Raw genomic sequence first — 24861 nt, forward strand, 5'->3', positions numbered from 1 at the left:
TCCCTGATAGCGTGCGGTGTGACTCAGCGTGGCGAGCCGCTGGTTAGCCAAAATGGTGGCTGTTTCATGGCCTGGGCCTTTAACCAATCCAGGCTGGCGTGCTGCTGATCCCTGATTGCGCGCTGCAGCTGCTGCCACGGTGCCAGCCAGTCGTGCACCGCGTCCGGCGAGTAGGCGCCCGCCAGTAAATGGACCGCCAGCAACTGCCGATCCAGACGTGTGGCCTTGTCCTGATACTCGTTAGTCTGGTGAATGGTGCTGAAGGTTTCTTTCAGGTCGGCATTGATGCGGCCCAGCATGATATCGCCAAAGCGTTTAAAGGAGCCGTTCAGCTTGGTTTGTCCTTTTTCATCAATCCACTGCCGCCAGTGCGACTCGGCTAACCAGTGAGTAAGTGCTAACTGGGTTTCCACAGAGAGGGCAGAAAAACAGAAGCTGTCGGCGTCAACATCCTCGTTCAACAGCGTCTCTTCCAGCGTAGTGAGTTTCTGACGCAGCTCGCTGCTGGCCTTGCGCGGCACTAACGCACCAAACAGCGCGAATGCCTGACGCAGCACATCCAGCGCCTCACGCACCGCTTCCCTGGCCCGCTTGTTGCCACGCAGCCACACTTCTTCATGATATTGCCAGTGGTCAAGACCTGCCGCCATGGCCGCGACCATGCCCTCTTCCACCGTGGCTTTCGGCCCCGCTTTTAACAGCGGAAAGGGTTTTAACTCACGCGGCGGATTGCCTTTCGCTAACTGATAACCACGCGCAGCCTTGCTCAGGCTGCCCATCCGCAGATCGCCAACGGCAATTAACTGCCGGGCAAACGTCAGCATCTCGCTACGCTGGCCGCCTTTTAGCTCAAGCTCAACCTCTGACAAGGGTTCACTAAACTCCCCCGCCGTGACTTCGCCCCGATCGCAGGCAATTTCGACATCACTGCTGCCCGCCGTGACCACCCAGATCTCACGTTCAAAATGGGTGCTGAACAGCGGCTGCAGGCGCTGCTGTAATGCCGCAACGTCGGTGCCTTCCGGCCAGATGTCGGCTGGCAGACGGCTGATGTCCAGCGTCGGTTCGGTCAGTTCAACGTTGTATTCGCCTCGCTGATGAAGCCCGCCCAGCGTGGTGCCGGCGGTTTTCAGCGTCATTTCGTAGCGCTGGTCCACGCCACGAATGCGTAATCCCATATTCCATCGACGTAACTGGTTATCGTCGGTTTCAAAATAGATATTGGTCAGCTGACGGGCAGCCTGATGCTGATGCGGGAATGCCGCCAGCCGTTCTGCCAGTTTCCCGGCAGCATTTGGTTTAGCAATGAACTTAAGCTCGATCTCGATGGTCATATTTTTTTATTCACTAACGCCGCTGGTACTTGAGGATATATTCCCTACCTGTTTCAGGTTATCTTCTGCTGCATCCACTGAGCTGAAGGTTAGGGGTTTTCAGGCGAAGAGTAATGCACAGAAGCCGGGCTGTCTCTGCTTTCTTTGTGCTTTCGCTACCCTTTTCGCACTGTCATGAGACCAGGATAGTTCTCATTCAGATTTATGCGAAGCCTCTACAGACTGTGCCGGTAAATTATCTTCATTTTAAGCAAAACGAAATCTAATGAAAAAAATCACACTCACTGGAATCACTTTGCTGGCCCTCAGCACCCTTGCACCTGCTCACGCTGATGAAAAACGTTACGTTTCTGACGAATTATCCACTTGGGTTCGCAGCGGCCCTGGCGATCAGTTTCGCCTGCTCGGCAAGCTGAACGCCGGTGAACAAGTCCAGTTGCTGCAGACCAATGACGCCACCAAATATGGTCAGGTGCGCGATGCCGAAGGCCGTACCGTCTGGATCCCGCTGTCGCAGCTGAGTGAAAACCCCAGCCTGCGCACCCGGGTTCCACAGCTGGAGCAACAGGTGAAAGACCTGACGGCTAAGTTAGCGAATATCGATAACAGCTGGAACCAGCGCACGGCAGAAATGCAGAATAAAGTCGCCAGCAGCGACAGCGTGATTAACGGCTTAAAAGAGCAAAATCAGAAACTTAAAAACGAACTGATTGTGGCCCAGAAGAAAGTCAGCGCCGCCAACGTTCAGTTGGATGACAAGCAGCGCACGATCATCATGCAGTGGTTTATGTATGGCGGCGGCGTGCTCGGTGTGGGCCTGCTGCTCGGTCTGCTGCTGCCGCATATGGTGCCGCGCCGGAAGAAAAACGATCGCTGGATGAACTAGTCTGCATCACAGCTCGCTATCAGGGGATCGCCAGATGCCCCTTTTGGCCTGTCTGCAATATGCCGAATTTGTGCAACAATAGAGTTCGTGCCCGTCTGGATTCAGGTGCCGGAAGCCCCCGGACGCGCAGTTCACTTATTTATCTCTGGAGTTGTGCGTGAAGACCTTTCTTGTTGGCGGCGCGGTACGTGATGCGCTGTTGAAATTGCCGGTTAAAGACAAAGACTGGGTGGTGGTTGGCGCGACGCCAGAAATCATGCTGGAACAAGGCTATCAGCAGGTAGGCCGCGATTTCCCCGTGTTCCTCCATCCCGACAGCCGGGAAGAGTACGCGCTGGCACGTACCGAGCGGAAAAACGGCAAAGGCTATACCGGCTTTACCACCTGGTCGGCACCGGACGTCACCCTGGAGCAGGATTTACAGCGGCGCGATTTGACGATTAACGCCATCGCCCAGGATGAGAAGGGTGAGCTTTATGATCCCTATCACGGGCAACAGGATATCGCTGCCCGTCAGCTGCGCCACGTGTCCGATGCCTTTAGTGACGATCCCCTGCGCGTGCTGCGCGTTGCACGCTTTGCCGCGCGCTTTGCCCATCTCAACTTCCGCATTGCCGATGAAACCCAGGCCCTGATGCAACAAATGGCGGAGAGCGGCGAACTGGCCGATCTCACGGCCGAACGCGTCTGGAAAGAAACGGAAAAAGCGCTCACTTCGCATAATCCTCAGGTCTACTTCCAGGTGCTGCGTGACTGCGGTGCCTTACGGGTGCTGTTTCCGGAAATAGATAACCTGTACGGCGTCCCCGCTCCCGCCAGATGGCACCCTGAAATCGATACCGGGGTGCATACGTTGATGGCCTTAACCCTGTCAGCGGCCTTATCAGACGCTATCGACGTGCGTTTTGCGACGCTGTTCCACGATGTCGGTAAGGCATTAACTCCCGTGGAGAAATGGCCCAGCCATCATGGACACGGCGCGGCGGGCGTTCCGTTGGTCGCCGCACTGTGCCAGCGTTTACGCGTGCCCAATGCGATTCGTGATTTAGCGCTGCTGGTAACGGAGTTTCACGACATGATGCATACCATTGAGCAGCGCCCTGCTGAATCTCTGGTTGCGTTATTTGACCGTCTTGATGCCTGGCGCAAACCCGAACGGGTGAACCAACTGGCGCTGTGTAGTGAAGCGGATGCCCGCGGACGCGGTGGTCTTGCCAGCATGCCTTATCCGCAAGGCGATTACCTGCGACGTGCGTTTGCACTGGCTCAGGCGGTGTCCTCTAAGGCGGTGGTCGAGGCAGGATTTAAAGGCATTGAGGTGCGGGAAGAGTTAACGCGACGGCGTATTGCCGCGGTCGAACAACGCGTAGCTTAACGCGGCCAGTCACCCGGCCGCGTCATAATGGCTTACATGAAAATCATGTAGACCGCGCCCGCCACGATAAAGCGGTAGATGGCAAACGACACGAAAGAGATACGTTTGATCAGTTCCAGGAAGACTTTGATGGCCAGCAGCGCGACAACAAAGGCGGTGATAAAGCCAACGGCAAACATCGGGAAGTCGGCCATCGACAGGAAGCCAAGGCTTTTGTACAGATCCAGCCCGGTAGCACCCATCATCATCGGGACGGCCAGGATAAACGAGAACTCGGATGCGGCATAGCGGCTCACGCCCATCAGCATCCCACCTGAAATGGTGGCACCTGAACGCGAGAAGCCCGGCCACAGCGCCAGACACTGGAAGCAGCCAATCGCAAACGCCTGAAGATAGGTAATATCATCCACGCCGACGGCTTTTGGCTGTTTGGGTTTCAGGAATTCCGCCGCCAGCAGCAGTAAGCCGCCGACCACCAGCGCATACATCACGTTAATCGGATTAAACAAGGTTTTAATCTGATCGTGCAACGCCAGCCCGACCACCACTGCGGGGATCATCCCCAACAGGATATGAATCAGGGTTAAGCGACCCGTTCCCACGCCTTCGTGTTTGACTTCACCAAAGTGGATACCGATTAATCCAAACAAACGCCGCCAAAACATCACGACCACAGCAAGAATGGAACCTAACTGAATGACGACCTCAAAGGTTTCCGCTTTATCGCCCTCAAAGCCCAGTAGGTGCCCCACGATAATCATGTGCCCGGTGGAAGAGACCGGTAAAAACTCGGTTAACCCTTCGACCACGCCCAGGATTGCAGCTACCCACAGCTGATGAAGATCTGCCATCAATGTATTCCCTCTGTCCGTTTTAAAACCATTAAAAAGGCGCTAGCAGCAGCGCTATCGCCTTAATCTTATCTGCTTCACTCTGAGTAAAACCTTAAGCTCAATTGCCGTTTAGTCAGTCGCAACGAAACGGCAGCACCTGAGACAGACAATAATTTGGTTTGGTTTCATTGTGATGGCAATCACATCATAATTATTTAGGAATAGTCCCGCGCTGAATACGCACGCCAACCTGCGCTGCCTGCGCCACAGCGCCCGGTTTTGCTACCTTGATGCGCACACCAGGCGAATTGAAACGGTTCATCAACAGATCCGCGATTTCTTCCGCTACGCGCTCGACCAGGGCAAAACGCTGTCCTGTCAGATGCGTCAGGATCGCGTCGGAGACGTCGGCATAGCTCAGGCAGTCTTTCACATCGTCGCTGGCGGCCGCCTGGCGGTTATCCCACGCCATCTCTACATCGATCACCAGCTTCTGCTGTATTCCCTGCTCCCAGTCGTAAACGCCAATGGTGGTGAAGACGGTGAGTTGTTCAATAAAGACGATATCCATGATGATGCTCTCTGTTTTTGGTCGCGCCGGATACCACTTCCGGCAGATTGTGCGTATTATCCATGCTTGACGTGATCAAAACGACCCCAAAGGAAACGGGACGGTGTTATGAGTGCTTTCGCGCTTGGTATGATTATTTTCGCGTATCTGTGCGGTTCAATTTCCAGTGCCATTCTGGTCTGCAAACTTGCCGGTTTACCCGATCCCCGCACCCACGGTTCAGGCAACCCGGGCGCAACCAACGTGCTGCGTATTGGCGGCAAGCTGGCGGCTGCGTCTGTACTGGTGTTCGATATTGTGAAAGGTATGGTGCCCGTGTGGCTGGCGTACCTGTTTCATGTCTCACCCCTTTATCTGGGCTTAACGGCGATTGCCGCCTGTCTGGGCCATATCTACCCGGTGTTCTTTCGCTTTCGCGGCGGGAAAGGTGTGGCGACGGCCTTTGGTGCTATCGCCCCGATTGGCTGGGACCTGACCGGACTGATGACGGGAACATGGCTGCTGACCGTGCTGCTGAGCGGCTACTCATCGCTTGGGGCGATTGTCAGCGCGCTGATTGCGCCGTTTTATGTCTGGTGGTTTAAACCCCAGTTCACCTTTCCGGTTTCTATGCTCTCCTGCCTGATTTTGCTGCGTCATCATGACAATATTCAGCGCCTGTGGCGCGGTCAGGAAAGCAAAATCTGGAAGCGGAAAAAGAAACCCTAAGCGTAAAAAAAGCCGGCTAACCGGCTTTTTTTTATTTCAAATGGCGGGCAGTTCCGACAGTGGCCAACGCGGCCTGACGCTGACGCCAAGCTCACCCCGCGTACCGCCTTTAAGGCGTACCATGCCGGCATAAGCAATCATCGCGCCGTTATCGGTACAAAACTCAGGTCGGGCATAAAAGACTTCTCCGCCGCGCTTTTGCATCATCACGGCCATCTGCTCGCGCAGGGTACGGTTTGCACTGACGCCGCCCGCAATAACCAGACGCTTAAAGCCGGTTTGATCCAGTGCGCGTTTGCACTTAATCGCCAGCGTATCCACCACGGCATCTTCAAACGCCCGCGCGATATCGGCCCGGGTTTGCTCGTCGTCGTCATTGCCACGAATGGTATTCGCCGCAAAGGTTTTCAGGCCCGAGAAACTAAAATCCAGCCCAGGACGATCGGTCATCGGACGCGGAAACGTGAACCGCCCAGCGGTGCCCTGCTGCGCCATTTTCGCCAGCATTGGGCCGCCAGGATAATCCAGCCCCAGCAGTTTGGCGGTTTTATCAAAGGCTTCACCTGCCGCGTCGTCAATCGACTCGCCCAGCAGTTGGTATTCGCCAATGCCGGTGACGCTGATTAACTGGGTATGACCACCTGAAACCAGCAATGCCACAAACGGAAACGGTGGCGGATTCTCTTCCAGCATCGGTGCCAGCAGATGCCCTTCCATATGGTGCACGGGCACGGCAGGAACTTTCCATGCAAAGGCCAGCGCGCGCCCAATCGTGGCGCCCACCAGTAATGCGCCCACCAAACCCGGGCCTGCGGTATACGCCACCGCATCAATCTGCTGCGGCTGCAAACCCGCCTCTTTCAGCGCCGCCTGGATCAGGGGCACCGTTTTGCGTACGTGATCGCGCGATGCCAGTTCCGGCACTACACCGCCGTAATCGGCATGCAGTTTTACCTGACTGTATAGCTGGTTGGCCACCAGGCCAGCCTCGTCATCATAAATTGCGATGCCGGTTTCATCGCACGATGTTTCAATACCCAGAATTCGCATGGCTTCACCTCATTCTTGCGGCGCGCAGTTTAGCATAGCCCTTGTGTGAAAAGAGGACCCCATCCACGCAAAAAGTCATTTTCCGCTGCCTAAAGAGTGCGCTATACTTCCGCCCCTGGAAAAAACCGGCAGCCGCACAGGCAATCGCTCCTGTTGGTTCTAAATTATCCATGGTGCTTTACAAGCCGACGCGAGTTGGAGTAAAATGCTGCACCATTTTGAAATGTGCTGACGCCGCAGTCAGCAGCAAAACCGAATTTTATTGAGGTGAGAGTTACATGCCGGTAATTAAAGTACGTGAAAACGAGCCATTTGACGTAGCACTGCGTCGCTTTAAGCGTTCCTGCGAGAAAGCAGGCGTTTTAGCTGAAGTTCGTCGTCGTGAATTTTATGAAAAACCAACGACCGAACGTAAGCGCGCTAAAGCATCTGCAGTTAAGCGTCATGCCAAAAAATTGGCTCGCGAAAACGCACGCCGCACTCGTCTGTACTAATTTCCCGGAGGTTCGCCTCCACAGCGTGATAAACGCAGACCGAGTCAAGTAAAAGGCCGTGCTTTCCGAAAGGAAGCGCGGCTTGTTGTCGTTTATGAGCTGAAAAAACGGGGCTTATGGCAGGACGAATTCCACGCGTATTTATCAATGACTTACTTGCCCGCACGGACATCGTGGAGTTAATCGATGCTCGCGTTAAGCTGAAAAAGCAGGGAAAAAATTATCACGCGTGCTGTCCTTTTCATAATGAGAAAACGCCCTCTTTCACCGTAAATGGCGAAAAGCAGTTTTATCACTGCTTTGGATGCGGCGCTCACGGTAACGCCATCGATTTTCTGATGAACTATGATCGGCTTGAGTTTGTTGAGAGCATCGAAGAGTTAGCCACATCCCATGGTTTAGACGTACCTTACGAAGCCGGCAACGGGCCAAGCCAGATGGAACGCCATCAGCGCCAGAGCCTGTACCAACTGATGGAAAACCTGAACGGGTTTTATCAGCAGAGTTTGCAGCAATCCAGCGCCCAGTCAGCTCGCGATTATCTTGAGCATCGCGGTCTGAGCGCCGACATCATCAACCATTTTGCGATTGGCTATGCGCCCGCCGGTTGGGACAACGTCCTGAAACGCTTTGGCAAACAGCCTGAAGATCGCGAGTCGTTGATGGAAGCAGGCATGCTGGTCAGTAATGACAAAGGCCGGGTTTATGACCGCTTTCGCGAGCGCGTGATGTTTCCGATTCGCGATAAGCGAGGCCGCGTCATCGGCTTTGGCGGCCGCGTGCTGGGTAATGATACGCCTAAGTATCTGAACTCACCTGAAACGCCTGTTTTTCATAAAGGCCGTCAACTTTACGGTCTGTATGAAGCGTTAAAAAATCATCCTGAGCCTAAACGCTTGTTGGTGGTTGAAGGTTATATGGATGTGGTTGCCCTGGCGCAGTTCGGCGTGGATTACGCGGTGGCATCGCTGGGGACATCCACGACGGCTGAACATATTCAACTGCTGTTTCGCAGTACGGACAACGTGATTTGCTGTTATGACGGCGATCGTGCCGGACGTGAAGCCGCATGGCGTGCACTTGAAACAGCATTGCCTTACATGAATGACGGTCGTCAACTACGCTTTATGTTTCTACCCGACGGCGAAGACCCGGATACGCTGGTTCGCCAGGAGGGTAAAGCCGCATTTGAGGCGAGGATGGAGCAGGCGATGCCGCTCTCTTCGTTTCTTTTTGACAGCCTGCTACCTCAGGTAGATTTGAGCTCTCGCGACGGCAAAGCACGTTTAAGTACGTTGGCGCTGCCGTTGATCACACAGATTCCCGGTGAAACACTGCGCATTTATCTGCGTCAGGAGCTGGGTAACAAATTAGGTATTCTGGATGACTCTCAGCTTGAAAAGCTGATGCCAAAGCAGGCACCGGGCGGAAGCGCACCGGTGGCCCCGCCACTCAAACGCACCACGATGCGTGTATTAGTGGCGCTGCTGATCCAGAATCCGCAGTTGGCAACACTGGTGCCGTCTCTGGATGGGCTTGCCGAGTCGAAAATGGCCGGTTTACCGCTATTTATCGAATTAGTGACGCGTTGTAACGAGAATCCTGGATTGACCACAGGTCAGCTACTAGAGTTATATCGCGGAACAAATTTTAGCCAGACGCTTGAAACACTGGCCGTTTGGAACCACATGATAGTGGATGAGGAAAGCGAAGCGGTATTTCAGGACTCCCTTGCGAGCATTTATGACTCGGCACTGGAAGAACGACTGGAGTTCCTGATTGCGCGTGAACGCACGCACGGGCTGAGTAGCGACGAGCGCCGCGAACTCTGGACACTGAGCCAGGCCTTCGCGAAGAAATGATGCATTATCCGGCCTGCTGCTTCCTGTAACCGAAGCGGCAGGCTTAAAAATTTGATGGGCGAAGCACGTTTTGTTTCTGTGCCGTTACCTTAGCGTACTGAAGTACGTGAGGATGATGGGCACGTCCAGAGACAAACATGGCGAGTAAGCCAGGCCCGACATAAAATTTGCGGCTTAAGTGCCGATTACTAATGGGCAAAGCCCAGGCCGCGACGAAGGCAGCGGCAAGAATAAAGGCCTTCACTGCTATTGTTGGCACGCTGCCGACCGACACCAATCTAATTAACAGAAGTGTGGATACCGTCTTATGGAGCAAAACCCGCAGTCACAGCTCAAGCTTCTTGTCACCCGTGGTAAGGAGCAAGGCTATCTGACCTATGCTGAGGTCAATGACCATCTGCCGGAAGATATCGTCGACTCCGATCAGATCGAAGACATCATCCAGATGATTAACGACATGGGCATCCAGGTGGTTGAAGAAGCCCCGGACGCCGACGATCTGATGCTGAATGAAAACAGCTCCGATACTGACGAAGATGCCGCGGAAGCTGCCGCTCAGGTATTATCCAGCGTTGAATCTGAAATTGGCCGCACCACTGACCCGGTTCGCATGTATATGCGTGAAATGGGTACCGTTGAACTGCTGACCCGCGAAGGCGAAATCGACATTGCCAAGCGTATTGAAGACGGTATCAACCAGGTTCAGTGCTCCGTCGCTGAATATCCGGAAGCCATTACCTACCTGCTGGATCAGTACGATCGCGTTGAAGCAGGTGAGTCGCGCCTGTCAGATTTAATCACTGGCTTTGTTGATCCTAACGCAGAAGAAGACCTGGCACCGACCGCAACGCACGTCGGTTCTGAGCTGTCTGAAGCCGATCGTAATAACGACGATGAAGAAGATGAAGAGAGCGATGATGACAGCTCGGATGACGATAACTCTATCGATCCCGAACTGGCACGCGAGAAGTTCTCTGACCTGCGCACCCAGTACGAAACCACCCGTGATGTGATCAAAAGCAAAGGACGCAGCCACGCTGCTTCTGTTGCCGAGATCCAGAACCTGTCTGACGTCTTTAAGCAGTTCCGCCTGGTACCGAAGCAGTTCGACTACCTGGTGAACAACATGCGTGAAATGATGGAACGCGTCCGTACTCAGGAACGTTTGATCATGAAGCTGTGTATTGAAGTGTGCAAAATGCCTAAGAAAAACTTCATTACGCTGTTCACCGGTAACGAGACTAACGAGAGCTGGTTCAAAGCCGCACTGGCGATGAACAAGCCCTGGTCTGAAAAACTGCTGGACGTGCAGGATGATGTGATGCGCTCTCTGCAGAAACTGGCGCAGATTGAAGAAGAAACCGGCCTGACCATCGAGCAGGTTAAAGACATCAACCGTCGTATGTCGATTGGTGAAGCGAAAGCGCGTCGTGCCAAGAAAGAGATGGTCGAAGCGAACCTGCGTCTGGTGATTTCCATCGCGAAGAAATACACCAACCGTGGTTTGCAGTTCCTCGATCTGATTCAGGAAGGTAACATCGGCCTGATGAAAGCGGTTGATAAGTTTGAATACCGTCGCGGCTATAAGTTCTCAACTTATGCTACATGGTGGATTCGTCAGGCTATCACCCGTTCTATCGCTGACCAGGCGCGTACCATCCGTATTCCGGTGCATATGATTGAGACCATCAACAAACTCAACCGTATCTCGCGCCAGATGCTGCAAGAGATGGGCCGTGAGCCAACGCCAGAAGAACTGGCTGAGCGCATGCTGATGCCAGAAGATAAGATCCGCAAGGTGCTGAAGATTGCCAAAGAGCCCATCTCTATGGAGACGCCGATTGGTGATGATGAAGATTCACATCTGGGTGATTTTATCGAAGACACCACGCTGGAGCTGCCGCTGGACTCTGCCACCTCTGAGAGCCTGCGTTCTGCTACCCACGATGTGCTGGCTGGCCTGACCGCGCGTGAAGCCAAAGTGCTGCGCATGCGTTTCGGTATCGATATGAACACCGACCACACGTTAGAAGAAGTGGGCAAACAGTTTGACGTTACCCGTGAGCGTATCCGTCAGATTGAAGCGAAAGCCCTGCGTAAACTGCGCCATCCGAGCCGCTCGGAAGTGCTGCGCAGCTTCCTCGACGATTAAGTCAGTTAAAACCCCGGTTCGCCGGGGTTTTTTATTTCTGCCGCCCTGCCCCACTTTTCACGCGTTAGCTTCAGCCTCGTGTCTTCAGCGCATCGTACATCTGACGATACATCGCCACGATCTCTTCCAGCGATGCACGATTTAACCCACTCGGATTCGGCAACACCCAAACCTGGGTTTTCCCCATGTAGATCGGCTGCTCGCCCCATTCCACCTTGCTCTGACGAAACGCGCGTTTAAAGGCATCTTTGCCCAGGATAGCCAACGCAGCAGGCTGATAACGCAGCACCTTATCCATCAGCCGCTGACCGCCATCACGCAGCTCATCACTGGCCAGTTCATTCGCCTGGATGGTGGGCCGCTCGACCAGCATCGTGATGCCGCAGCCGGTTTCCAGTAAGCGCTGCTCCTCTTCCGGCTTCAGCTGCTGCTCGGTAAACCCTGCCAGATGAATCACCTTCCAGAAGCGGTTGCCGGGATGGGCAAAGTGATAGCCGGTATGCGCCGTCGACTGACCGGGATTGATGCCGCAAAACAGCACGTTCAGATCTGATGCAATGATATCGCTAATATTGTGTTCGCTCATGTTGCCTCCTGGCTTTGCGCCTGCGCGCCTCACTGTCGCTCACGCAAAGGGTCCTTGTTTGTCATCGTCTTGTCACTGATTAAAGCGCATTTGGCGGGCAGCGTCGTGGTTTGGGTTGGCTTTTTTCACTGTTAAGCAGGGAAAGACAATTAAGGATAACAGTGCCGGTTATGCCGCCGCCTGTCAGCCAGAGGTTTTTGTCTGTTTTATCATAGTTATCAGCAAGTAAAACATTGCTGCTTATTTCAGCAACCAGCCGATCAACGCTGGATTGCCCCGGACAGATACTTTATAATCCCCGCTCCATTGGCCCCTTAGCTCAGTGGTTAGAGCAGGCGACTCATAATCGCTTGGTCGCTGGTTCAAACCCAGCAGGGGCCACCAGATTTAGTGATTAAAATCATTTAGTTAAGCATCTCACAAAGGTGGATTTTTGTTTCTTTAGGCCAGTGTCACAAAAGTACCGCATGACTTTTTTCGCCCTTTTGAACGCAGGTACCAAAAAAAACCGCTTTCACGGGCTATCAGTGAAGCAATGATGACTGTCTGTTGTTGAGCGTAAAAATCGGCACCATATTAGTCTGGCCCGGTGAGACGATCATCCCCGCTATGCTTTCGTGCGTTTTTAAGGTCCAGCTGCTGCGCGATGCTGGCGAGCGCGGTCGCCACTTCCAGCGAGTCGAGGCCCAGCACGCCGAGAATACGCGGCCTTAACGTCGAGCTGCGTCTGCGCGCTTAACGGGGCTTTCATACCGGTGTACTGGCCGTTTTCGTCGGTGGTTCCGATGATATTCGAGATGGTTTCCGCTTCGGTCACGCGCACCAAGACCGTAACCGGTTTGACATGGTCGGCAATCGCCTCCCTGCGTGCCTTTCGTCCCGGCTTTGGCGATACCGCCCTACACGTCAGTTAATAATACCGGCGTATTCAGCGGAAACTATGTAGCGTCGACGTCCTCGGCGTTACAGACCAGCCCGACAATCGCGTTAGAGACGGTGGAAATGGTGCTCGTGAGGTTGTTGATTTCGACGACGCGAACATCGTGATGGTAATCAGACATCTGATGCACTCACAGCGTGTCAGGTCAGGCGATGCCGTGTATGTAATTGGGTTTTGTTGAAGGATGAGCGGGCATTTACCGTGGAATGATCGTTTTGTCTTCCTGTGGCACTATTAACAGCCATCATCAAAAAGAGGGAACGAGAATGATCTCAGGAAGAGCAGAAAGACAGGAACCTGGACGGTATTACACTTTTGAGTCAAGATTGCCCCCCGGCGAATTTTTTGAGCTTCGGCCACAACATCTACCACGCAATGCTCAGCCGGTGCTCGATGAAACAAGCGGTATATGTATCGGCTACACCGTGGCTCAGGCTCCCGGTCTCTGGCAAATTTATGATGCACAGGGCCATTTTGTCCGGCTCGAAGAGGCACCGCTTGAAACACCTTTGTTCGATCCAACTGATATTGCGCTGATTGCTTTTGGTGTTTTCCGCATCCTCCGCACTGGTCGTGCTTTATTTGAAGCGGGTACGCGAACGGCCATTACAGCAAAGCTGGGCCAGGGAACTATTTCATTTTTGCGCGCCCGATTTAAACTCGGCTTATCTGCACGCAACCTGAAAATGACCGAAACGGCTGCTAAGCACATGTATGAAACAGGTCGGTACGTTCCTTTACATATTCAGGAAAAAGCTATTCGTTACGGTAAGCGAACTGCCGATCCCCGGAACGTTAAAGGCCTGTACAGATACGAAATTGAGATGTACAAACTTTATCGTAAAAAGGCCACTACTGAGTATAAAAAATACACACTGGAAGTTGTGGTAAGAGAGTCCGACTGGACAATCACCCACTTTATGTATTTTTAAAAAAACCGACAGGAACGCATAAATGTTTGATATTAAAGATGAGAAATTTACGTTTGCGGTTTCTCCTTTTGAAAGAGTGGTCGATAACGACATTGACCCCGAACATCATCGTTGGGACTGGATAAAATCTTTTGTTGAGTTTTCTGTTCCTGGCCTGAAAGCACAGTTTCAAACTGAATTTACGGTAAGCGAGCTACTGGCACTGCGTGAGCAATTTGCAGCGCACCATCACGCTTTAATTGCTCAACGTGAAATAAAGCCTTTCGAGTTTCAAAGCCAGTGCCATCAACTGAATATGATAATCAGGAAAGTAATCGGCGACGATGGTGTAATGATTGAATATGACCTTCGTCCTGAAGCACATGCTGACAGCGTTCAGGTTAAAGGCGATTTCGGCATCAACGAGAGCTACTTCCCCGATATTTTAAAACGGCTGGATGAGATGATTGAATGGCAAAATTAAGCCTTCCCGCCTCTAAAATTTTTCCTGATAGTCCCCGCTGTAACGGGGATTTTTCTGTTCAGGCTTTTCCGGCCAGCTGACATTCGGTGCTGCTGAGATCTCGATGCGGTTCAGCTTCACGCGGTAGGTTCTCTGTTACTCCAGCACCGCTTTCTCGCTCTCCGTAGCGATTTTCCTGGCGCCTGGCAATAACACAGCGTCCGCCATGTCTCGTCGGGAACGCAGATATAGTCGTTGCCCGCAAAGGCTCACTTATTGAAAAGACGCATAACGGCATCAACGCTCGACAGCTTATCCCCGCCCGCCGTCATATCTGCCGCTACTGAAACGCCATGCTTACCGGCATCATACAGGCTGAAATTTTTAAGGGCGTCGGCAACCAGTCCCGCGTCTTTGATTTCCACCAGCGCGTTGGCCGTTTGCAGGTACTGCTTATGGGAATTATCGGCGGCAACATGTGCGCCTGCGCCTTGTCGGTACACGCCTTTACCTCAGTTACCGCGTTATCCACGGCCTGCCGCGTGCCAGCACCACGGACGGGTCGATTTTCAGCGTGACGACACTGTGGCAGAAGCTACGTATACATAATTACGATATACTCTACTTCCTTTTTGAAGAACCTTTGAAGCACCTGATAGAAATGGAAGAATGTTGCGGAAAGAGCCCAACAGAACGGAGGCGTTATTACGTGCTATCGAGAATCTTTAAACTGTCATTCAAATTTGTTTCCGAGATAGTGGGAACACTGGTTTTGACAGCAACTGTATTTGGTATGTTCTATACAGGCTTTATGAATGAAGGTGTCATGCGGATCGTAGGACCTCTCGCTGTACTAATCTGCGGAATGGGGGCTTATGTATTGGTGATGTATCCCACCACGAAAATCAGTGAAAATGATAAAAAGGGCCAACCTGGTTAAAGATAATACCGGGATTATGTCTCAGGCTAAATCCGCACATCGGAGAAAAACATGGCTCATGATGGCTACGCTCCTGTTACTCCTCCTGTTAGGCTAAGAATGGCACGCTTTACTATTCTCACGTTGACCCAATAAGTTTGCGCAGACCAACCACTGTAAAACAGGTCCATAGATCCTGTAGCTCTCCTGGATTGCTTTCGCTCAACGTTTTCAGCTTTACCACAGTTATGCTCTGAGTACATTCGTAAAGCGTGAAGTACACATAGCGGATCTGTTATTTTTTTAATCTGACTAAATATCGGTAGATTTTTTTTGCCAGATAGATAGCGGCAATACCCAGCAACATCGATGCTATACCGAGAAAAATCATTAACGAAAAGAGGTGGCTAAAAATCCCGCCCAGACTTGTGAAATCGCTGAGTCTGACGAGCTGTTCAGGGGTTAGTGTACGAACCACTATTTCCGGAAGAATCAGAAAACATATAATGACTGCTAAAATATAAATCGTCTTGTTTGTTCCCTTTTTCATTATTTTCCTGTCTGAGTTTGAGGGTAAGGTATTTTCTGTTTTTGATTTTTCTTCATCCGTCCAGTGACCTGCTCGTGCCGAGTCAATCAGTAATTGAATGGTCAACGCCTTTTCTGCTTTGCCATTATCTTCGGGAAAATAGCGAGTGAAATTGATTTCATCTGGGTTAATTGAAAATTTCTCCGTGAATTCTTCCAGTAAATCACAGGCATCTAACGGGTCCATTCGAAAATCTTCATTAAGATCGGTATTATGTTTGAGCGGATACCGCTTAAAGGTAAATATGCTGCGACCATTGTAGGTTTCAACAAGATCGAATACTGCTTTTTCTGTCTCGTCCATTATCATAATCCGTTCTTCTTTCAGGCAATCTTATTGTATTTGAATGTTATCTCATAGCTAATCCTGTAAGCATACAGCTTAGATTGCTCATTCATTTATAAGGATCTTATATCCTGATTATTTAGTTTGAGCAAGTCAATATGGATAAGGCTCGATTCACTGAACATCATATTACAGATAACTATTGAAATTTCATGGTGTTTTTGAAAATCGCCATGAAGAATATTATACGATTGAAGTTAAACCCACTTACTATATCTTATATAAAAATAAGCAACGATACCGACCCAGGCAACCACAAACCCCATTGGGTAAAATGGAACGAATCGCACAATAAAATAAGCACCAACAACACTGACTATAATCGGTACAAGATAGAAAAAAGATTGCAGTAACCATACAACGAAAAGCTTCATTTACTCACAACTCCATCAAAGCCTCAGCTATTTTATCAAACTTGTAATGGCCACATTAAAAACTTCATAATAGCGAAATTTAGCTTTTTTTCATTTATCACACATATAATCAACTCAACATTTCACGCACAAATTTATCCCTTCGGCTCAATTCCCCTTGCCTTTAACGCCTCCCTCGCCAGGTTTTTCAACCAGCTTGCTAAACTAATTCCTTCTTCAGTTGCAACAGCATCGAGCTGTTTTTTCAAGGCGGGATCAATGCGCATTTTAAATTGTGGAGACTTGCCTCCACCTTTTGGTTTTTTTTCACGCATTATTATTGACATGTGGCTACCTACTCCCTCATTTTAGCCTTATAAAAGACCACACTAACACGAGGCCTTTTATAAGAGCAACGCCCCGGCAGTGCAGCAACACATACCGGAGCGTCTGACCACAACGTTCACTCTTAAGGAACAACGCTATGGCTAACACCGATAGTAACACAACCGCCCATCATCAAATCGTGGACATTCAGCCAGTTATCGAATCTGCGATCTCAAACCTCTTGAAAACGCCGCTCGGCACCACGCACGATCTCTTTCAGGTGCTGGATACGTGCGTGCGCTATGTCGATGCCTTGGTTGAATGTAATGATATTGCAGATCGCATGGCGCTGTGCGGTCGTCTGCTCGCTGCACTGGAAGTCTTGAAAGTTCTGTTAGACAAACCACTGCCAGAACACCTGATTAAACGCCTCACGCTGGAGAAAGGTGACGACAAAGCCTGTCGCAGCAGGGATTCGATAGACTCAGAAGAGATGCGGCAATATTGCAGCGCGTTAACGTTAGTATTGCTGAATCAGCAGGCTCCGGCAGACTTGCAAAAACATATCACCGGCTTGTTATTCCAGATGGTTAACATCATGACTGATGACTTAACCGCACCGCGCTTTGTGCAAACAGAGTTGGGGCTGGTGATGATTGAGAGCAAATTTACACATATCGTTCACTGATTTTGGCCCCTTCCCTTCTTCCGCAGGGAAGAAGGGAATTCGCATGCAAAATTTAAAATCTCACTGTGGACTCACTCTCAGTGCCAAAATGCTTTATAACCCTGAGTTTTCTTCTGCCGAAAATACCACCACGATTCATCTTCATTCACTGAAAATATATTTTGTCGTGCTGCCATTCCTGAAATCTTTTCATTCCCGTACAGTTATTGCCAACGTCCCCCAAGGGCCCGCGTGCCCTCCCCGCCGTACAGTTATTAACAGCACTCCAAGGGCCCGCGCCCTCCCCGCCGTACAGTTATTAACAGCACTCCCAGAGGGCGCTGTCGCCCCCTTAAACGTCAACGGCGCGCTGGCCTTCAGCCACGTCTGTCAGCCATCCCATCCAATCCGCATCCATAAAAAAACCCGCTTTCGCGGGTTGGGCTTACAGCAGCTGCGGTGACGGGTTATCGCTCCCTTTCGCCATCACCGGCACCGTATTGATCTGCGCCGGTTCGACGATAATCCCGGACACGCTCTCCAGGGTTTTAAAGGTACAGCTGCAGTTAATGTTCTGGCACTGGTGATAACGTTCTTTCGTCTCTTTCGAAACGTAGCGACTGCTTTTCGTATGGGCGGCGGTCTGACATTTTGGGCAATGCATCATAGTCGTTCTCCTCTCTGGCATAGTGCAACATTAGCCAAAGACTAAACAAAAAGCAACTTAAATTAGATTAAATCTAACCAGCCTGTTTTTCCACTAAGACGTAATCCACGTTTTCAATCATCAGCTCCAGGTTCAACTGGGTGGTAAATCCACTTTTATCGAGGGTATGCACGATATTGGTAATCAGCCATTTTTGATTATCGATGACCGATTTAAAGCCCTGGGCTTTGACCGGTGTTTCAGGAATCAGCTCAGCAGCACCCAGCGCGAGTAGGATCTTCAACGTAGCCCGGTTACGTTGCAGTTCCTGCCACTTCGCTTTAGCCGCCTCCTCTGCTTCCCCCTGGCTACTGAAGTGCGTATTCAGTACGAACAGCTTCTTATTGCTGCCAAAAACATAGGTTTTTCCCGGATCTTGTTGCCCGATAGTGGGGATATTTTTGGCCGCCGGATGGACAGGGTTCACCGCCGGTGTTGCTGGCGGTATCGTGTTGACGGTTACCCCTTTCTGCTGCGCTTTTTTCTGATCGTACCATTTTGCTTCAACGCCACTGTAATCGTCGCGCTTAAACAATTTGTACTCATACTTATCGCCATCCTGTCGGTTCAGATTCAGGAGTGGAATCGGCTTTCCGCTCACGGTCACGCCCTGCCCGGGGGCAAAGAACAGCAGCGTCTTATCTTTTATCGCCGCCACAGCGCCAACCAGCATAGCCAGCCGGGTAATGAACGTGCCGTCCGTTTCCTGCGTCTGATCGATATGCTTAATCTTTTTTTTGGCTATCTCCGGCCGCACGTCGGAGGTAAGTCCGTTACGTTTCGCGATTTTCTCCACAACCTCGCCAACTGTCATGTCCGGATATGAATCAGTGATTTTAACATCGAGCGAACCGCTAAAATCGGCGCTTCGGGCGACCACCGTTATCATGTCCGGCGCGCCCTGGTAGGTGACCTGATCAATGATGTAGGAGCCTTTATTTGCAAGCGGCTGCCCCTTCCAGCCTATCTCTAAGACCACTTTCGCGCCAAAGGGCGGCATGACCAACTGGCCGTCACTGTCGTCCAGCACCAGGTCCAGCTGATCGACCTCCAGACCACGGTTATCCGTCAACTTCAGAGAAATCAGCCGTGGACGAATATCTTCCGTTTTATCCTTCGTCTCAATTTTGATACTAAAGTCCGGCGTAGGCGCAACGCGCAGGGGCACGGGAATCGGGGCGATATCGCTCATCTCAGCGCCCTCCGTTCAGCGCAGAGGTGGCGCTGCTGATGACAGAGCCGACCCGTTGCGCTGCGTCGCTGGCCCGGTTTTGCAATTCTTCCGCCTGCCTTTTTAAGTCCCCGAACATACTGGTTAGTGAATCGTCTACCCGCAGCAGGTTGAGGGTAAAGCCTATCTTGCGCGCGCTGCCGTCGCTGTAGAACTCCGTGTGCGTAGCCGAGAAATCCGTCACAACAAACATGCCGTAAATAATGCCATTGCCACCAATCAGCGGCCACGCCAGCCCTTCATCGGCCATGGTCTTCAGCGCCAACAGGGTGACATTGCCGCCGGTGATTTCAGGCCGGAGTTCGCCAGACAGCTTGATTTTATCGTCGCCGCCGCCCAAAAACTGAGTCGACTCACGGCGCCCCACACGGCTGTTTTTCGCCCAGCGATAGGTAATGTCATGCTGCAAATTGTCGAAGGGCAGGGTTTGCCGTACAAACGGCATCATGCCTAATATCATCATCATGGTTAATTAATCCAGACTAAACATGGAGTTATAGCTGCGATCAGCCGTGGACCACGGCGATACCGTGGAAGCCTGCGCGACGGCCTGTCCAATCGCCTGAGGATCGCCCGTCACATTGATATTGTTGGTGACCGTGTGCTGCCGGTTATCCACGTTTGAATTGTTAACCGAGGGCAAAGGCTGATTGAGCGTGCTGTTCAGGCTGGCGCGCGATGCGGCCGGACGGGCATCCGCGTTATCCTCATCCTCGTCGTCCTGATCGCGCATTTTGGGCGGAGGCAGCTTGTCTTTCACCTTGTCAGATTTCTCATCGATGATGCCAAGCTTGCCAAGCACCCAGTCAATGCCGCCCCGCAGCTGATTCAGGGCTTCACCGGGTAATTTGAGTGCCGTCGCCAGCATATTGCCGAAGCGCTGTCCCATCTCCCCTGCCGAGGCCAGTTCCTGTTGAGAAAACTTCACCGGTTCCAGCAGCTTTGAGAACCAGGAGCCCAGCTCAGAGACTTTGTTGCTGAACCAGTCAAATACCGGCTTCAGCGGCGCGAACGCGTCACTTATCGGCCCCATCGCTGCACTAAAGCCCTGAGCAACGCCGCTGATAAAGGCGCTGATCGGCTCCCAGTACTGATAAACCAGCATCGCGCCCGCCGCGATAGCCGCGCCAAGCAGCACAACCGGCAGCGTAATTGCGCCCAGCGTCGCCGTAATCGCGCCACCGATGATGGCAAACGCACCGCCCAGCAGTTCAACGCCCGCCATGATGGTGCTCAACCCGCTAATGACCGGCCAGACAATATTCCCCACGCTGGCGAGCGAGTCCACCAACGTCAGTCCACTGGCCGCCAGCGTCAGCAGGCTGTCCGAAAGCTGGGGATTAATATTCATCACGCCGGTCAGAACGGACTGTACGGATAAGCCGTCCTGACTGATGGTTTGCAGGTTGGTGTCAACGGAGGCATCAACCGGCTGCTGAGCCGCCGGCGCCTGAGACAGCTGATCCAGGCGCCCACTGGCGGCACCTTTCATGAGCACAGCGGCAGGAGCCGCGCCCTGTTCGCCAAAGATGGCCTGCAGATAGGTTGCCTGCTGGGCTGCATCGATTTTGTTTTTCTCAAATGCCGTCTGCACCTGGCTGAGCACCGTGAAAATCGGCTGACTGTTGCCCTCGCCGTCTGCGGTAACAACATTCAACGCTTTCAGCGCGCTGTCTGCATTGTCATCAGGTGCCTGCACGTGCGACAACATGGCACCGACGCCTGCGCCCGCAGCGCTGCCCGTCATGCCGTTTTCGGCCAGCACGCCGATCATCGCCGACGCCTGACCGACACTGACGCCGGCTTGTTTCGCCACCGGGCCGATGCTGGCCATCGCCTTGTTCAGCTCAGCGATATCCGGTTGCGCACCGCTGTTGTTCGGATTAACAGACAGGGATGCCGCCTGATCCTTACCGTTATTCGCATCCGCAGGTGACAGATAATCGATAACCTTGCGGCCCTTCTCGACGAAGTCTTTGGCCTTGTTGCTGGCACCTTGCACGTTATCCGCCAGCGCCATGCCGGCGCGGTAACGATCCCGGGTACGATTGAGCTTATCCTGGCGCTGATTCAGCAACCCCATCGACTCGCCCTGCGCATCAAGGGTGGATTGGGTCCGCTCTGTTTGTTGGTTCAGCTTCTGGCGCTCGCTGCTCAGACGACGCGTGGAAATCCCGGCGTCATTCAGCGACTGGCGCTGATCCTGCACCGACTGGCGCAGCTGAATGTTCTTTTGTTGTAACGCGTTGGCAGACAGGCGCAGTTTCTCCAGCGCCTGTGCTTGTTCAACGGTGGGGTTCTTGGTGTTTTTCAGTTCAATGGCGAGTGCTGCCGCTTCTGCCCGGGTGTTTTTAAGATTTTGTTGGGTCAGCGTCAGTTCTTTTCGGGTATCACGGAACCCTTCAATCTGCGCGGATTTGGCGTTAAGTTCTGCCAGACGGTCTTGCGTTTCCTGGATATCCGCAGACAGCCTTTCTGTTTCTTTACGCACGGCATTGAACGGGCGCGTGGCCCGATCAACCGCCTCCAGCAGCACTTGCAGCTTGAGCGTGTTACTCATCAGAGGTTACTCCACTGCGGATCATCACTTTATGCCGCCAGTCGAGTAACTCTTCCAGCGACATGAGATACATTTCTGAGGGTGGCCAGTGAAAAACGCTGGCAATGTCGGCCATCAGGTCATTGACCGTTAGATCGCGGGGCCAGCTTACCCAGCCGATTTCGCTGACAAAAAACCAATCACCTTGCCGCCCAGGGCAATCAGGTCCACCGGATCGAGCGCGTTGCACTCCGCTTTGGTCAGCGATGGCAGGGTGATACGGGGCAGCACCATTAACAGGGCATCCACATCAGACGAGGCCAGGTCTGCCAGTCGCACGCCACGCAGCGATCCTGCCGTTGGTTTCACCAGCTCAACCTGGCTGATCACCACATCACCACGTGAAATCGGGCTTTCCAGCACCACCAGGTTTTCTTTCAGTTCTGGTTTATCAAGCTGTTCCATTTTTTCTCCATCAGGATAAAGAGGGCCAGCGCAGGACGCGCCGGCCTTTTTTATTACACCAGGCCGAGATTTTTACGACGCTGTTCCAGGCGATCGACGCCGTTGACCTTCTCCACCATGTTGACGGTGTCGACTTCGATCAGCTCTTTGCCATTCCAGGTCAGTTTGAAATAGGTGTTTTTGCTGGTGACTTTGGTCTCAGCGTTTTCGCCCTGTTTGGCTTCACCGAAATCAAAGGCCTGGTGCTTACCGCGCACTTCGATTTCCACGGCAATTTCTTCGCCGGTGTCATCGCGCTGGTAAGAACCGGTGAAACGCAGCGGTACGTTGGCGGTTGCGCCCCACTGGCTTAACACCAGCTCATCCATCCCGCCCAGCGTCCACTCCATATCGAGTGCGGCATCGTCCAGGCCGTTATCGATGAACGCCGCACCGTTCATACCGCCAGCGCGGTAGGTATCCAGCTTGCGTGACAGCTTCGGCAGCGTCACGGCGGTGACGATGCCCTGGTAGCTGTTTGAATCATTGAAGAGGTTTAACCCCTTAAGTTTACGTGGCAGTGCCATTTATCCGGCTCCTTAGCTGTTTACGGATGCGGCGAAGTTCGCCAGATAGGTGTCGGTGATGCGCTGACGCAGGGTCAGATCTTCCAGCGGCGGCACCGGTGTGTAGTCGTAATCGATAAAGAGTTTGCCCGCCTTCAGGGTCTCTTTATCGTTCGCGCTGTCGTCGTACCAGCAGTTTGCGCCCAGCAGATAACCAGCACTGACCAGCTCGCGGAACTTGGCATTGATGCCAGCGATGATTTCGCGCACCAGCACCGGCGTCAGCGGTTTGTCGTTGGCCCACATGTGCGCTTCGGCCATGGTATCGGCCAGCACCTGTGCCGTGCGGGTGTAGTTTTCAAAGGCAAAAAGTGGATCGTCGCTACAGGTACGGTTGCCCCAGAAACGGAAACCATCTTTGCGAATCAGCGTGGTCACACATTTTTCGTTCAGCAGATCGGCATCGGTGCCGGTCTGTTGCAGGTCCCAGAAAACGTCTGCGGAGATACCAGTTACGCCATTGACGCCCACGTTAGACAGGGTTTTATGCCAGCCGGTGTCGTTGTCAATTTTGGCGCGCAGGCCCAGTGCACGTGCGGTGGCATAAGCCATTTCAGATTTGTTCGTGGCGGTGTTCCAGGCAATAAAGTCTGGCCAGATCACCATCAGCTCGCGCTGGCTGAAGTTTTCGCGATACTTCATGGCATCCGAGATGGTTTTGCTGTTCCAGGCAGACACGTAGGCAAAGCCACGCAGCTGCTGGGCAATGCTGGCCAGCGCTGTTGCCACTTCCAGCGAGTCCAGACCTGGGACGCCGAGAATGCGGGGTTTGACACCCAGTTGCGTTTGCGCGCTCAGCAGCGCCTTCATGCCGGTGTATTTACCGTTCGCATCCGTCGAGCCAATCAGGTTAGAGGTGGTTTCAGCCTGGCTCGCGCCTTCTGCAACGCGAACCACGACAGTAACCGGCTTCGCCTGGTCAGCAATCGCCTGCAGCGCTGCCGCTAAAGTGCCTTTTGTACCGGCTTTACCGACGGCTGCCTGCACGTTTGTCAGCAGGACAGGTGTGTTAAGAGGAAACGCCGTTGCATCAGCATCTTCTGCGGTGCAGATCATGCCAACAATGGCGGTTGAAACTGTTGAAATGGTGCGTGTACCGTCATTGACTTCGACGACGCGGACACCGTGATGAAAATCAGACATCTGTAGCACTCCGTGTTGAGGGTGTGCTCAGATTGTCAGGTCAGTGGGAAGGATGCATTCGATTGCGGTTTGCTGATCGTTCAGTAAGAAGAACCGCGTAAATGGTGCTGTTTTGGCGCTGGAATATAACGATAAATCGTTTTGGGTGAGACATCTAATACCAGCGCAACCTGATGAAGCGTGGCGCCATTCGCCATCATGCGTTCCGCTCTGGCAACGACTTCCGGTGTCATAATGCGCCGCCGGCCACCAATCCGCCCTTTTTCACGCGCTGCGGTCAGCCCGGCACGCGTTCGCTCGACAATCAATTCGCGCTCCATCTCCGCCAGTGCGCCCATCACATGGAAGAAAAAGCGGCCCATCGGTGTGCTGGTATCGATACTGTCCGTGAGGCTACGAAAGTTTACCCCGCGTTCGCGCAGCTCTTCGGTGAGCATGACCAGGTGACGCATGCTGCGGCCCAGTCGATCAAGCTTCCACACCACCAAAGTATCGCCCTCTTTTAACGTCCGAAGCGCCCGTTTTAAACCAGGCCGTTCACTGGTCTTGCCGCTGATTTTATCCTCAAAAATCTGTTCACAATTTGCGCTCTGCAGCGCATTCCGTTGCAAATCGGTGTTTTGGTCATTTGTTGACACCCTGACATAGCCAATCAGCATCGTTTTTCCTCCGGTAAAAGGTGAGGAGTTTGCCATTGTGCAGGTGAGGCGGGCCAGGGGTTTGTTTCATCAAAACCTCGGTTTGACGGAACGGTTTTCGGGGCGTTTTATAAGCCAACAAATATTTTCCCTACCTGGCACGGTGAAC

At 52.6% G+C, this 24861-nt stretch carries 26 protein-coding genes, 1 tRNA gene and 3 pseudogenes; 11 read left to right on the forward strand and 19 right to left on the reverse strand.

Going from position 1 to position 24861, the window contains the following annotated elements; all coding sequences use genetic code 11:
- Positions 1-23: 23 nt before the first annotated feature.
- Positions 24-1334: an inorganic triphosphatase gene (locus NR177_RS15860; protein WP_256853219.1), complete on the reverse strand. Its 1311-nt coding sequence runs from the start codon at positions 1332-1334 to the stop codon at positions 24-26.
- A gap of 265 nt (positions 1335-1599) precedes the next feature.
- On the opposite strand from NR177_RS15860, the gene NR177_RS15865 reads away from it, so the two are divergent.
- Together NR177_RS15865 and NR177_RS15870 are read left to right on the forward strand one after the other, a co-directional pair.
- Positions 1600-2220: a TIGR04211 family SH3 domain-containing protein gene (locus NR177_RS15865; protein ID WP_063880972.1), complete on the forward strand. Its 621-nt coding sequence runs from the start codon at positions 1600-1602 to the stop codon at positions 2218-2220.
- 157 nt (positions 2221-2377) lie between these two features.
- The gene (locus NR177_RS15870; RefSeq protein WP_256853220.1) at positions 2378-3595 is read left to right on the forward strand and encodes a multifunctional CCA addition/repair protein; all 1218 of its coding nucleotides are present in this window, start codon (positions 2378-2380) and stop codon (positions 3593-3595) included.
- Between the two features lie 32 nt (positions 3596-3627).
- Here NR177_RS15870 and bacA read toward each other — a convergent pair whose 3' ends face one another.
- The gene (gene bacA / locus NR177_RS15875; RefSeq protein WP_063880974.1) at positions 3628-4446 is read right to left on the reverse strand and encodes an undecaprenyl-diphosphate phosphatase; all 819 of its coding nucleotides are present in this window, start codon (positions 4444-4446) and stop codon (positions 3628-3630) included.
- Between the two features lie 193 nt (positions 4447-4639).
- Positions 4640-4999, reverse strand: a complete 360-nt coding sequence (folB, locus tag NR177_RS15880; RefSeq protein ID WP_063880975.1) for a bifunctional dihydroneopterin aldolase/7,8-dihydroneopterin epimerase — start codon at positions 4997-4999, stop codon at positions 4640-4642.
- 108 nt (positions 5000-5107) lie between these two features.
- Here folB and plsY point away from each other — a divergent pair, with 108 nt between their 5' ends.
- The gene (gene plsY, locus NR177_RS15885; protein WP_063880976.1) at positions 5108-5707 is read left to right on the forward strand and encodes a glycerol-3-phosphate 1-O-acyltransferase PlsY; all 600 of its coding nucleotides are present in this window, start codon (positions 5108-5110) and stop codon (positions 5705-5707) included.
- Positions 5708-5743: 36 nt separating this feature from the next.
- On the opposite strand, the gene tsaD is transcribed toward plsY, so the two are convergent.
- Positions 5744-6757 carry a tRNA (adenosine(37)-N6)-threonylcarbamoyltransferase complex transferase subunit TsaD gene (gene tsaD, locus NR177_RS15890; protein WP_256853221.1) on the reverse strand — a complete coding sequence of 338 codons (1014 nt, stop codon included), beginning with the start codon at positions 6755-6757 and terminating at the stop codon, positions 5744-5746.
- A gap of 278 nt (positions 6758-7035) precedes the next feature.
- Here tsaD and rpsU point away from each other — a divergent pair, with 278 nt between their 5' ends.
- The 3 genes from rpsU (at position 7036) to rpoD (ending at position 11265) form a co-directional block, all read left to right on the forward strand.
- Positions 7036-7251 carry a 30S ribosomal protein S21 gene (rpsU, locus tag NR177_RS15895; protein WP_001144069.1) on the forward strand — a complete coding sequence of 72 codons (216 nt, stop codon included), beginning with the start codon at positions 7036-7038 and terminating at the stop codon, positions 7249-7251.
- Between the two features lie 116 nt (positions 7252-7367).
- Positions 7368-9113, forward strand: coding sequence for a DNA primase (gene dnaG / locus NR177_RS15900; RefSeq protein ID WP_109716898.1), 1746 nt, complete (start codon positions 7368-7370; stop codon positions 9111-9113).
- Positions 9114-9420: 307 nt separating this feature from the next.
- Entirely contained in the window at positions 9421-11265 is a 1845-nt protein-coding gene (gene rpoD / locus NR177_RS15905) for an RNA polymerase sigma factor RpoD (protein WP_063880979.1), read from the forward strand.
- A 70-nt stretch (positions 11266-11335) separates the two neighbouring features.
- Here the strand turns inward: rpoD and mug are convergent, their stop codons facing one another.
- A complete protein-coding gene (gene mug / locus NR177_RS15910) occupies positions 11336-11851 on the reverse strand; it encodes a G/U mismatch-specific DNA glycosylase (RefSeq protein WP_063880980.1) in 516 nt (171 codons plus the stop codon).
- A 308-nt stretch (positions 11852-12159) separates the two neighbouring features.
- On the opposite strand from mug, the gene NR177_RS15915 reads away from it, so the two are divergent.
- Positions 12160-12235 (forward strand) — tRNA-Ile (locus NR177_RS15915).
- 249 nt (positions 12236-12484) lie between these two features.
- Here the strand turns inward: NR177_RS15915 and NR177_RS15920 are convergent.
- Positions 12485-12912 (reverse strand): annotated as a pseudogene (locus tag NR177_RS15920) (phage tail protein); the annotation flags it as partial.
- Positions 12913-13057: 145 nt separating this feature from the next.
- On the opposite strand from NR177_RS15920, the gene NR177_RS15925 reads away from it, so the two are divergent.
- Both NR177_RS15925 and NR177_RS15930 read left to right on the forward strand, forming a co-directional pair.
- On the forward strand, positions 13058-13723 hold the full coding sequence (locus NR177_RS15925; RefSeq protein WP_256853222.1) for a hypothetical protein: 666 nt from the start codon (positions 13058-13060) through the stop codon (positions 13721-13723).
- A gap of 22 nt (positions 13724-13745) precedes the next feature.
- The gene (locus tag NR177_RS15930; protein ID WP_256853223.1) at positions 13746-14186 is read left to right on the forward strand and encodes a hypothetical protein; all 441 of its coding nucleotides are present in this window, start codon (positions 13746-13748) and stop codon (positions 14184-14186) included.
- Positions 14187-14198: 12 nt separating this feature from the next.
- On the opposite strand, the pseudogene NR177_RS24030 reads toward NR177_RS15930, so the two are convergent.
- The 4 genes and pseudogenes from NR177_RS24030 to NR177_RS15945 all read right to left on the reverse strand — a co-directional run.
- Positions 14199-14309: pseudogene (locus NR177_RS24030) on the reverse strand (tail fiber assembly protein); the annotation flags it as partial.
- 125 nt (positions 14310-14434) lie between these two features.
- Positions 14435-14668, reverse strand: coding sequence for a hypothetical protein (locus NR177_RS15935; RefSeq protein WP_256853224.1), 234 nt, complete (start codon positions 14666-14668; stop codon positions 14435-14437).
- A gap of 1020 nt (positions 14669-15688) precedes the next feature.
- Positions 15689-15982, reverse strand: a pseudogene (locus NR177_RS24035) (DUF1493 family protein); the annotation flags it as partial.
- A 544-nt stretch (positions 15983-16526) separates the two neighbouring features.
- The gene (locus NR177_RS15945) at positions 16527-16718 is read right to left on the reverse strand and encodes a toxin-antitoxin system HicB family antitoxin (protein ID WP_096011888.1); all 192 of its coding nucleotides are present in this window, start codon (positions 16716-16718) and stop codon (positions 16527-16529) included.
- Positions 16719-16855: 137 nt separating this feature from the next.
- Between NR177_RS15945 and NR177_RS15950 the strand changes: the two genes are divergently transcribed.
- Together NR177_RS15950 and NR177_RS15955 are read left to right on the forward strand one after the other, a co-directional pair.
- Positions 16856-17386, forward strand: a complete 531-nt coding sequence (locus NR177_RS15950) for a hypothetical protein (protein WP_256853225.1) — start codon at positions 16856-16858, stop codon at positions 17384-17386.
- Positions 17387-17429: 43 nt separating this feature from the next.
- Positions 17430-17828 (forward strand): hypothetical protein, encoded by a 399-nt coding sequence (locus NR177_RS15955; protein ID WP_256853226.1) that lies wholly within the window; start codon positions 17430-17432, stop codon positions 17826-17828.
- On the opposite strand, the gene NR177_RS15960 is transcribed toward NR177_RS15955, so the two are convergent.
- From NR177_RS15960 to NR177_RS16000, 9 genes are all read right to left on the reverse strand, one after another.
- A complete protein-coding gene (locus NR177_RS15960; RefSeq protein ID WP_063881022.1) occupies positions 17811-18032 on the reverse strand; it encodes an ogr/Delta-like zinc finger family protein in 222 nt (73 codons plus the stop codon). The genes NR177_RS15955 and NR177_RS15960 overlap by 18 nt on opposite strands.
- A 73-nt stretch (positions 18033-18105) precedes the next feature.
- Positions 18106-19263 carry a contractile injection system protein, VgrG/Pvc8 family gene (locus tag NR177_RS15965; protein WP_256853227.1) on the reverse strand — a complete coding sequence of 386 codons (1158 nt, stop codon included), beginning with the start codon at positions 19261-19263 and terminating at the stop codon, positions 18106-18108.
- A 1-nt stretch (position 19264) separates the two neighbouring features.
- Positions 19265-19768, reverse strand: a complete 504-nt coding sequence (locus NR177_RS15970; RefSeq protein WP_096011892.1) for a phage tail protein — start codon at positions 19766-19768, stop codon at positions 19265-19267.
- Positions 19769-19774: 6 nt separating this feature from the next.
- Positions 19775-21862: a phage tail tape measure protein gene (locus tag NR177_RS15975; protein ID WP_256853228.1), complete on the reverse strand. Its 2088-nt coding sequence runs from the start codon at positions 21860-21862 to the stop codon at positions 19775-19777.
- The gene (locus NR177_RS15980) at positions 21855-21977 is read right to left on the reverse strand and encodes a GpE family phage tail protein (protein WP_063881026.1); all 123 of its coding nucleotides are present in this window, start codon (positions 21975-21977) and stop codon (positions 21855-21857) included. The genes NR177_RS15975 and NR177_RS15980 overlap by 8 nt, the downstream gene beginning before the upstream one ends.
- A gap of 32 nt (positions 21978-22009) precedes the next feature.
- The gene (locus tag NR177_RS15985) at positions 22010-22306 is read right to left on the reverse strand and encodes a phage tail assembly protein (protein WP_109716888.1); all 297 of its coding nucleotides are present in this window, start codon (positions 22304-22306) and stop codon (positions 22010-22012) included.
- Between the two features lie 53 nt (positions 22307-22359).
- A complete protein-coding gene (locus NR177_RS15990) occupies positions 22360-22872 on the reverse strand; it encodes a phage major tail tube protein (RefSeq protein ID WP_063881028.1) in 513 nt (170 codons plus the stop codon).
- A gap of 12 nt (positions 22873-22884) precedes the next feature.
- Positions 22885-24054: a phage tail sheath protein gene (locus NR177_RS15995; protein ID WP_256853229.1), complete on the reverse strand. Its 1170-nt coding sequence runs from the start codon at positions 24052-24054 to the stop codon at positions 22885-22887.
- A gap of 80 nt (positions 24055-24134) precedes the next feature.
- Positions 24135-24713: a recombinase family protein gene (locus NR177_RS16000; protein WP_028722820.1), complete on the reverse strand. Its 579-nt coding sequence runs from the start codon at positions 24711-24713 to the stop codon at positions 24135-24137.
- Between the last annotated feature and the right edge of the window lie 148 nt (positions 24714-24861).

This window comes from Pantoea sp. Fr+CA_20, assembly GCF_024520835.1.
Classification (GTDB): domain Bacteria; phylum Pseudomonadota; class Gammaproteobacteria; order Enterobacterales; family Enterobacteriaceae; genus Pantoea; species Pantoea allii.

What these genes read in the sequence shown, in the direction of transcription:
- NR177_RS15860 (WP_256853219.1), bottom strand. Translation starts at nt 1,334, where the DNA reads ATGACCATCGAGATCGAGCTTAAGTTCATTGCTAAACCAAATGCTGCC.
- NR177_RS15865 (WP_063880972.1), top strand. Translation starts at nt 1,600, where the DNA reads ATGAAAAAAATCACACTCACTGGAATCACTTTGCTGGCCCTCAGCACC.
- bacA (WP_063880974.1), bottom strand. Translation starts at nt 4,446, where the DNA reads ATGGCAGATCTTCATCAGCTGTGGGTAGCTGCAATCCTGGGCGTGGTC.
- folB (WP_063880975.1), bottom strand. Translation starts at nt 4,999, where the DNA reads ATGGATATCGTCTTTATTGAACAACTCACCGTCTTCACCACCATTGGC.
- plsY (WP_063880976.1), top strand. Translation starts at nt 5,108, where the DNA reads ATGAGTGCTTTCGCGCTTGGTATGATTATTTTCGCGTATCTGTGCGGT.
- tsaD (WP_256853221.1), bottom strand. Translation starts at nt 6,757, where the DNA reads ATGCGAATTCTGGGTATTGAAACATCGTGCGATGAAACCGGCATCGCA.
- rpsU (WP_001144069.1), top strand. Translation starts at nt 7,036, where the DNA reads ATGCCGGTAATTAAAGTACGTGAAAACGAGCCATTTGACGTAGCACTG.
- dnaG (WP_109716898.1), top strand. Translation starts at nt 7,368, where the DNA reads ATGGCAGGACGAATTCCACGCGTATTTATCAATGACTTACTTGCCCGC.
- rpoD (WP_063880979.1), top strand. Translation starts at nt 9,421, where the DNA reads ATGGAGCAAAACCCGCAGTCACAGCTCAAGCTTCTTGTCACCCGTGGT.
- mug (WP_063880980.1), bottom strand. Translation starts at nt 11,851, where the DNA reads ATGAGCGAACACAATATTAGCGATATCATTGCATCAGATCTGAACGTG.
- NR177_RS15925 (WP_256853222.1), top strand. Translation starts at nt 13,058, where the DNA reads ATGATCTCAGGAAGAGCAGAAAGACAGGAACCTGGACGGTATTACACT.
- NR177_RS15930 (WP_256853223.1), top strand. Translation starts at nt 13,746, where the DNA reads ATGTTTGATATTAAAGATGAGAAATTTACGTTTGCGGTTTCTCCTTTT.
- NR177_RS15945 (WP_096011888.1), bottom strand. Translation starts at nt 16,718, where the DNA reads ATGTCAATAATAATGCGTGAAAAAAAACCAAAAGGTGGAGGCAAGTCT.
- NR177_RS15950 (WP_256853225.1), top strand. Translation starts at nt 16,856, where the DNA reads ATGGCTAACACCGATAGTAACACAACCGCCCATCATCAAATCGTGGAC.
- NR177_RS15955 (WP_256853226.1), top strand. Translation starts at nt 17,430, where the DNA reads ATGCAAAATTTAAAATCTCACTGTGGACTCACTCTCAGTGCCAAAATG.
- NR177_RS15960 (WP_063881022.1), bottom strand. Translation starts at nt 18,032, where the DNA reads ATGATGCATTGCCCAAAATGTCAGACCGCCGCCCATACGAAAAGCAGT.
- NR177_RS15965 (WP_256853227.1), bottom strand. Translation starts at nt 19,263, where the DNA reads ATGAGCGATATCGCCCCGATTCCCGTGCCCCTGCGCGTTGCGCCTACG.
- NR177_RS15970 (WP_096011892.1), bottom strand. Translation starts at nt 19,768, where the DNA reads ATGATGATGATATTAGGCATGATGCCGTTTGTACGGCAAACCCTGCCC.
- NR177_RS15975 (WP_256853228.1), bottom strand. Translation starts at nt 21,862, where the DNA reads ATGAGTAACACGCTCAAGCTGCAAGTGCTGCTGGAGGCGGTTGATCGG.
- NR177_RS15980 (WP_063881026.1), bottom strand. Translation starts at nt 21,977, where the DNA reads ATGGCCGACATTGCCAGCGTTTTTCACTGGCCACCCTCAGAAATGTAT.
- NR177_RS15985 (WP_109716888.1), bottom strand. Translation starts at nt 22,306, where the DNA reads ATGGAACAGCTTGATAAACCAGAACTGAAAGAAAACCTGGTGGTGCTG.
- NR177_RS15990 (WP_063881028.1), bottom strand. Translation starts at nt 22,872, where the DNA reads ATGGCACTGCCACGTAAACTTAAGGGGTTAAACCTCTTCAATGATTCA.
- NR177_RS15995 (WP_256853229.1), bottom strand. Translation starts at nt 24,054, where the DNA reads ATGTCTGATTTTCATCACGGTGTCCGCGTCGTCGAAGTCAATGACGGT.
- NR177_RS16000 (WP_028722820.1), bottom strand. Translation starts at nt 24,713, where the DNA reads ATGCTGATTGGCTATGTCAGGGTGTCAACAAATGACCAAAACACCGAT.